This window comes from Streptomyces sp. H27-H5, assembly GCF_026627505.1.
Lineage (GTDB): Bacteria > Actinomycetota > Actinomycetes > Streptomycetales > Streptomycetaceae > Streptomyces.
The window spans coordinates 1-6289 of the sequence record NZ_JAPNLK010000193.1 but is presented as its reverse complement, the minus strand read 5'-3'; the positions used below and the strand labels follow the sequence as shown (position 1 = coordinate 6289).

The 6289-nt window shown below is 67.6% G+C and carries 7 protein-coding genes; 2 read left to right on the top strand and 5 right to left on the bottom strand.

From position 1 onward, the window contains the following. The first annotated feature begins 677 nt into the window (after positions 1-677). Together OTB19_RS41125 and OTB19_RS41120 are read left to right on the top strand one after the other, a co-directional pair. A complete protein-coding gene (locus OTB19_RS41125) occupies positions 678-815 on the top strand; it encodes a hypothetical protein (RefSeq protein WP_267803979.1) in 138 nt (45 codons plus the stop codon). Positions 816-1370: 555 nt separating this feature from the next. Beyond that, complete coding sequence (locus tag OTB19_RS41120; protein WP_267803978.1) at positions 1371-2174, top strand: DUF6585 family protein; 804 nt, start codon at positions 1371-1373, stop codon at positions 2172-2174. A 208-nt stretch (positions 2175-2382) separates the two neighbouring features. Here OTB19_RS41120 and OTB19_RS43885 read toward each other — a convergent pair whose 3' ends face one another. The 5 genes from OTB19_RS43885 to OTB19_RS41100 form a co-directional block, all read right to left on the bottom strand. Beyond that, complete coding sequence (locus OTB19_RS43885; protein ID WP_420717018.1) at positions 2383-2556, bottom strand: Imm32 family immunity protein; 174 nt, start codon at positions 2554-2556, stop codon at positions 2383-2385. Positions 2557-2930: 374 nt separating this feature from the next. Then, positions 2931-3413, bottom strand: coding sequence for a GNAT family N-acetyltransferase (locus OTB19_RS41115; protein ID WP_267803977.1), 483 nt, complete (start codon positions 3411-3413; stop codon positions 2931-2933). A gap of 31 nt (positions 3414-3444) precedes the next feature. Continuing rightward, complete coding sequence (locus OTB19_RS41110; RefSeq protein WP_267803976.1) at positions 3445-4443, bottom strand: quinone oxidoreductase family protein; 999 nt, start codon at positions 4441-4443, stop codon at positions 3445-3447. 114 nt (positions 4444-4557) lie between these two features. Continuing rightward, positions 4558-4995 (bottom strand): Rrf2 family transcriptional regulator, encoded by a 438-nt coding sequence (locus OTB19_RS41105; protein WP_267803975.1) that lies wholly within the window; start codon positions 4993-4995, stop codon positions 4558-4560. A 92-nt stretch (positions 4996-5087) separates the two neighbouring features. Beyond that, positions 5088-5951, bottom strand: a complete 864-nt coding sequence (locus tag OTB19_RS41100; RefSeq protein WP_267803974.1) for an IS5 family transposase — start codon at positions 5949-5951, stop codon at positions 5088-5090. Between the last annotated feature and the right edge of the window lie 338 nt (positions 5952-6289).

The window sequence follows — 6289 nt, the reverse complement described above, 5'->3', positions numbered from 1 at the left end:
CCCGAGCCGCCCAGGCTCCCCAAGGCCGCCTGGATCAACAAGCCCACCGACTTCCAGCACGACGATCAAATGATCCCGGCACAGCGATAGAACACTTCACCTGCCTTGATCACATTGACAGGTTCCGGGCACACCTCCCACAGCACCAGAACCGGCCGCTCGCGTCATACCCGCCATCCCGTCCGTCCACCCAAGATCCGAGGCGTCTCAGCCGACACCCGAAATCCCACGTGCCGGCAAGCGCCATCACGACCGTCCCACGAACAACCGCCATCACGACCGCAGGCGCGCGCCCGGGTAGTCCTCCGTAACAGCCAGGTCAGTTCCCGCGAGCACGACGTCTTCGGCGAAGGCCACGCACGGCACGGGTTATCGGAACCGACGGAGCTGATGGAATGCCGTCATCTTCGGTTCTTCCGCGGTGAGAGCATCAGCGCCGAACAGATCGCCCTGCTCCACGGAGCCGACCCCGCACAGATCGCCGCCGGAACCCGTCTCGCGGATCTGCGCAGCATGGACCGCGGGAGCCGCGCGGCCCTGTTCGATTCCCTCCTCCCCATCCCGGCCCTCAGGTCGCGGTTTCGACTACTGGGACATCGTCTCGGGAACCTGCTGCTTCGGGCAGGCCGGCGGCTGGGCGTTCCTGATGTACCACCAGACCCCCATCCCCGGGCCCGATGTTGAGGCTCTCGCCCGACTCGGCGTTCACCGAGACGGTCCACCTGAACGCCACCCCCGCCAAAGGCCTCTACACCTTCGACTACGTACGGGCGACGGCCGCCGCATCGACGACGGCCGGAGCACCCTGGAGCTGAACTGGTACGACCGCGGCCGCGGCCCCCTACTACCGAGGTGGCCGGCTCGAATTCCTCAACCAGGCCATACGCCGCGCCGAACTCGACCACCCCGAACTGACCGCCGAGTTCGAGCCGTACTTCCACGCACTGGAGGACGCTTTCGACCTCCAACAGCCCCGGCAGGACATTCGGCAGGGAACGGTCCGGGCCGCCCAGTGGGCACGACGCAACAGTTGACGGTTCCGCCCCGAGAGCCCGCCGAGGACCGTGGCATCTCATGGCAGCCCCAACCCGCGTGCCTGCCCCCCTCGATGGCCGCGCCGACGTAAGGGGCACAAGGCAGCGATGCGCCCCTCCCACCCGCCGGGGGTGATTGCGATCCGGTGTGTCGAGTCGAGGGGGCGGGCGTGTGCGGGGTGACGGTACTGGGCTTCGGGGGGCATTGCCCGGGTGCGGATCCTGGTGTTGGCTGCTGGGGTCACTCTAGGGTTTCGATACCGAGACACTCGGTGAACTCCCGCTCGCTCAGGCGGCCTTGCGGGGACCGCCGTAACTTTGAAGCTGAGGCCGCGCATGACCATGCCGACGTCGTCCTCCCCTGCGGTAAACGCTCTGGCCGTCCGTCATCGGCTGGGTGATCTGGAGCACACCTTCGGCCCCAAGAGCGAGGTCGGCGTCCAGGAGAAGTACCGGGCCTTGTTCATCGTGGGCTCCCTGGCCGCCATAGCCGCACTGCTGGGTGGCGGCGTCCTGCTGTGGGTGAAGGTGCACTGGGGGGTCGCGCTGGTCCCCTTGTGGATCGCAGTGGTCGCAGGCGGCTTGGTGGCCAACAGTCCCCTCTTCCGCAAGGGCCTGGCGGCCAGGCGGCTGCACCTGTACGAGCACGGGCTGGTCGTGAACACCACCGGCAGGCGCCTGTTCGCGGTGCGTTGGGAGCGAACGTTGCTCTATCAGGAGACGGTCCAAGAGGTGATCAACTACAAGGGCACGCAGACGCCGACAGGACGTTCCCATGCCTCCGTGCTGGTCGCACCGGGTGGGGAGAAGGCCCGTATCACCGACCTCTATGCGGGCTCGCCCACCTGGGCCCCGATGATCGCGGAAGCCGTCGCCCGCGCCCAGGTGGAGAAGGTGTGGAAGCTGGTGCGGGAGGGCGGGACGGTCGGCTTCGGCCCGTTCAAGCTGTCCAGTGCCGGAGTCGCCAACGATTCCGGCGAGATCCTGGCGTGGCGGGATGTGAGCGAGGTGACCGTGCGTGGGGGCATGGTCTGCGTCTGGCGGGCGGGTCAGACCAAGGCCTGGCAAGCGCCCCAGGCCCAGAAGGTGCCGAACCTGCTCGTGTTCTTGACCATCGTGGACAACCTCCGCCACCAGTAGATTGCGGGAGTGCCCGCCAATCCTTCCTCGCGGGTTCGTGCCGGCATCCGAGCCCTCCTGGAGGGGCGGTCTCCAGCAGCCGCTCCATCAGTTGCCGGAGACCGCCCGTCCTCGGTGGTCTGCCGCCGGCCCTTGGCTCGGCCTCCTCTTCGCCATGCTCCGCGACGGAACCTTCTACGCATCTCGGCCGGCCGCTGCCATCAGTCGTTCATCGAATCGGCATGCCCCCATGAGGACTGTTCACGACCATGGCCAGTGACCCAGCGGCAAGGTAGTAGTGATCCGGGAGGTACTCAATGTGTCGGTGCCCGCCGTCGTCCATCTCCGCAATCGACCGAACCTCGTCACCGAGAGCGGTCAGGCTCAGCCGGTCACCCTCGATGAGGAGAACGCTCTGCTCCGAGTCAACTCTGATAAGAGCGTTCGCCAGCAGGTCATGTACGCGTTCAATGGGTCACGATGGTAACGGGTTTGATGGTCACGGACTTGTCTACCCTCCGTGACCATCGTGAGGAGGGCCTCACGTTGCTGTTCGGGTGGCAGGAAGCTTCCCCGCTGGGGTGTCACAGCGCGTGGATCGCGGACGCGGTCGTGTCGACCGACTGGTGATGGCGCTGGCGTCCGGGGTGGGCTACGAGCGGGTCGCGCGAGGCGTGCTCGGCGACGACGACATGTGAGGTCCCCTTCTCACATATCTCCTCCGAGGGCCAGGAACAAGTTCGGATACCGACTGGCTTCCGCTGGCGCCATCAGGGATCACCTGGTGGGGGGTGCCGTGATCAGGTCCATGCCCGGGTAGCGGCCGCTGACGAAGCCCGCGGCTTCGTAGACCGGTTTTCCGTCCTGGCTGGCGTGCAGTTGGATGTAGTGGATGCCACTTCCGTGGAGCCAGTCGACCAGTTCGTCCACGATGCGGCGTGCGTGACCGCGGCCGCGCGCCGGGGCGTCGGTAACGATGCCGTCGAGGTAGCCGCGACGCCCGTCGGGCCAGCGCGAACCAGGCAGATGGTAAGTGACCCAGGCCATGCCGCAGGCGAGGAGCGGTTCGCCGGGGTCGCCGCCGACGACGAGGCAGACCCAGTCGTCGCGGCAATTGATGCGCTCGTCGAACCAGTCGCGGGCGATCCGCCGCCATGGTGTGTCGGCAGGTCCGGGGTCGGTACCCAGGCTCTCCAGTGCGACGGAGCGCAACCGGATCAGTTCCGGAATATCGGCTGTGGAGGCCTTGCGAGGCTGCATGTCGCGGCTCCTCTTGCTGTTTCTGTCCACTTCAGCGGGCCATGGCGAGCAGGACGCGGCCGAAGGGCCGGTCCTCTATCAGATGACGCTGTGCCTCGGCAGCCTGTTCCAGCGGGAACACGCCGGCGATGGCGGGGGTGATACGGCCCGCGCGCAGCCAGTCGAGCAGGGTCACGCGAGCGGCGCGGGCGACTTCCGGCGGGGTCGTCGTGAACGTGTAGCCGTAGGCGGTGGCGTTCTTCCATATCAGGTCGGTGATGTTCACCGTGCCTTCGGTGCCGCCTGAGTATCCGACGCCGACGTAGGCGCCGCCGTGTGCGAGAGAGGCGATGCAGGGACCCAGAAGCGGACCAGCAACGCCGTCGACCACGACGTCCACGCCCCTGCCGTCGGTGAGGCGCGCGACGCCGTCGGTCAGGGATTCGCGGGACAGGTCGATGACGTGCTCGTGGCCGGCGGCACGGGCGGCTTCGGCTTTGTCGGTGCGGCTTGCGGTGGAGACGGTCAGGGATGCGCCGAGTTCGCGGGCCACCTCCACAGTGCCCATGCCGACGGAGCCACCGATGGCTGGCGCCAGGACGGTGCCGCCGGTCTTCAGCCCGGCAAGTCGGGTCAGGACGAGGTAGGCGGTGCTGTATCCGGCACCGGCGAACAGCGCGCAGGCGGCCTCGTCGCTCACCCCGTCGGGGATCGGCATCAGCTGGCGGGCCTCCGCGGTCAGTTGCTCGCGCCAGGTGCCGTCGGTGCGCCAGCCGAGCCCGCCGCCGCCGACCACGACGCGCGCCCCCTCCGCCAAGCCGGTCGCCCCGGGGTCGGTGATCCGTCCCACCGCGCCGCCTCCGGGTATGTGGGGCGGCGTCTGGTGCAGGGAGGGGTCCATCCGTCCTGCCCTGATGGTGTTGTCGGCCGGGCTCACCTCGGCGTAGGAGAGCCGGATCGACGCCCGGCCGCCGGTGGCCGGTTGAGCGGGACGGTCCACAAGCCGCAGTTCCTCATAGCCGCCGTGGCGCCGGTACTCGATCGCCCGCATGGTGTTCCACCTCCGGTACGTCGGATCGCGGGCCGTCTGGCGACCCTTGGTGATCCAAGTGAATGAAACAGATTCTGTTACGACTATGTGCAAGGGTGGGCCCCACTCGGCACTTCAGCCGGAGCCGGCGGCCAGGGTGTTCCGCAGGACGTCGGCGATCGATACCCCCGCGAACTCCCGCCGGACGGCTTCCTCCGTGTCGGCGTAGACGCGGCGCAGGACAGGCTGGATGCCGTGGCCGACGGGGCACGCCTGGTTCGGCTCGCCGTGGTGCAGGGCGAACAGGGGTTCGTCGTGCACCGCGCGGTAGACATCGACCAGCGCGATGGACTTCGGCTCGCGAGCCAGCATCCAGCCAGCCCCGGCACCGTGCCGGACCGTCACCAGGCCCGCCTTCCGTAGATCGGCGAGGCTGCGCCGGATCACCACAGGGTTGGTGGCCACGCTCGTGGCGATCTGGTCCGAGGTGACCACGTCTCGCCCGCGGCCGTGCACCAGGGCCATCCAGGTCAGCACATGGACAGCGACCGTCATCCTGCTGTTCGCGCTCACATCCTCCACCCCCTTGCTGTAACAATAACAGTTACAGCAAGGCCTTCGGAGAGGACTGAGGGAGCGTTCTGCCAGCAGGCGGCGAGCTGGGGTTATCGGATGCGGGGGCTGGCGGGTCGGGTGTCCCAGCGGTGGGTGTACCAGGCTCGTCGGATCAGGCTGCGGACGGTGATGATGGCGGCGGCAAGAGCGAGGAAGAACTCGATGCATGCGCAGCGTCGTTCAGTGTTGCGGCGGAGCTTTCCGAAGTTGTTCATCCACGAGTTGGTGCGCTCGACCACCCAGCGGCCGTCGGTCTGGATCGGCGTCTTCGTGCCGCGTTTGGTGACACGCGGCGTGATCTCGCGTTCGGCCAGGTCGGTGTAGACGGGCTGGTCGTCGTAGCCGGCGTCCAGGCTCAGGGCCGGGTGCTGTGGGGCGTGGTCGAGGTGCTCGGCCAACTCGGTGAACGTATCAAGGGTTTCGGGCAGCAGCGTGTGGTCACGGGTGTTCGCGCCGGCGGGCACCGTGACCACGGGTATTCCGTAGCCGTCGGTCAGCTGGGAACGCTTGAGGCCCTGCTTGCCGCGGTCCACCGGGGACTTCCCGGCACACTCTCCGCCCGAGGGCGCCTTGGTAATGCAGCCGTCCGCGATCAGGTCCTCGAGTTCCAGCCCCACCATCCGGTCGTAGGCCCGCAGCACCGCGAGGACCAGATCGCGGGCGACACCGACCTTGATCCACTCGTCCCGCCGCCGCCGCCGCCGCCGACGGATCGTGGTCGCGGAACACGCCTGGTCGGCGACCCGCTCGTAACCCATCCCCGACACGAGCGCCAGGACAAGCCGGTCGAACACGACCGCATCCGAGATTCGCGGGTTGTGGCACCCCAGCGGGTGCGAATCCCGTCGGACAGGCAGCAGCCTCAGGAACTCCTCACGGATTGGGGCGATGATGGACGCAGGCACAACGGGCACGAACCCCCCAGATGATCACAGAGCGCAGACGACTCCATGATCATCCACACGGCAACCCTTCGTACCGCTCCTTGGCACGTCCATGACCTACTGGCGGACGTTCTAAGGGCACCCGGGCCGCTGGTGCTCACCACCTTGACCGAAGCCAGTTCAGTGCCACCGAAGCTCGGTTCAGCCGAGGCGGTGGTTTCCACACCGCCCCTCCCCGCGATGAGCCTGGATCCACCGCGTAGTGGTCGGGCTGTGGATGGAGAAATCAGAAGAGGTGCCCGCTGACCTGGGATGATGGGAGTTTCTACGCTTCCATCAGACCCGAGCAAGAGGGCACCTCGTAAGTG

What these genes read in the sequence shown, in the direction of transcription:
- OTB19_RS41125 (WP_267803979.1), top strand. Translation starts at nt 678, where the DNA reads ATGTTGAGGCTCTCGCCCGACTCGGCGTTCACCGAGACGGTCCACCTG.
- OTB19_RS41115 (WP_267803977.1), bottom strand. Translation starts at nt 3,413, where the DNA reads ATGCAGCCTCGCAAGGCCTCCACAGCCGATATTCCGGAACTGATCCGG.
- OTB19_RS41120 (WP_267803978.1), top strand. Translation starts at nt 1,371, where the DNA reads ATGACCATGCCGACGTCGTCCTCCCCTGCGGTAAACGCTCTGGCCGTC.
- OTB19_RS41110 (WP_267803976.1), bottom strand. Translation starts at nt 4,443, where the DNA reads ATGCGGGCGATCGAGTACCGGCGCCACGGCGGCTATGAGGAACTGCGG.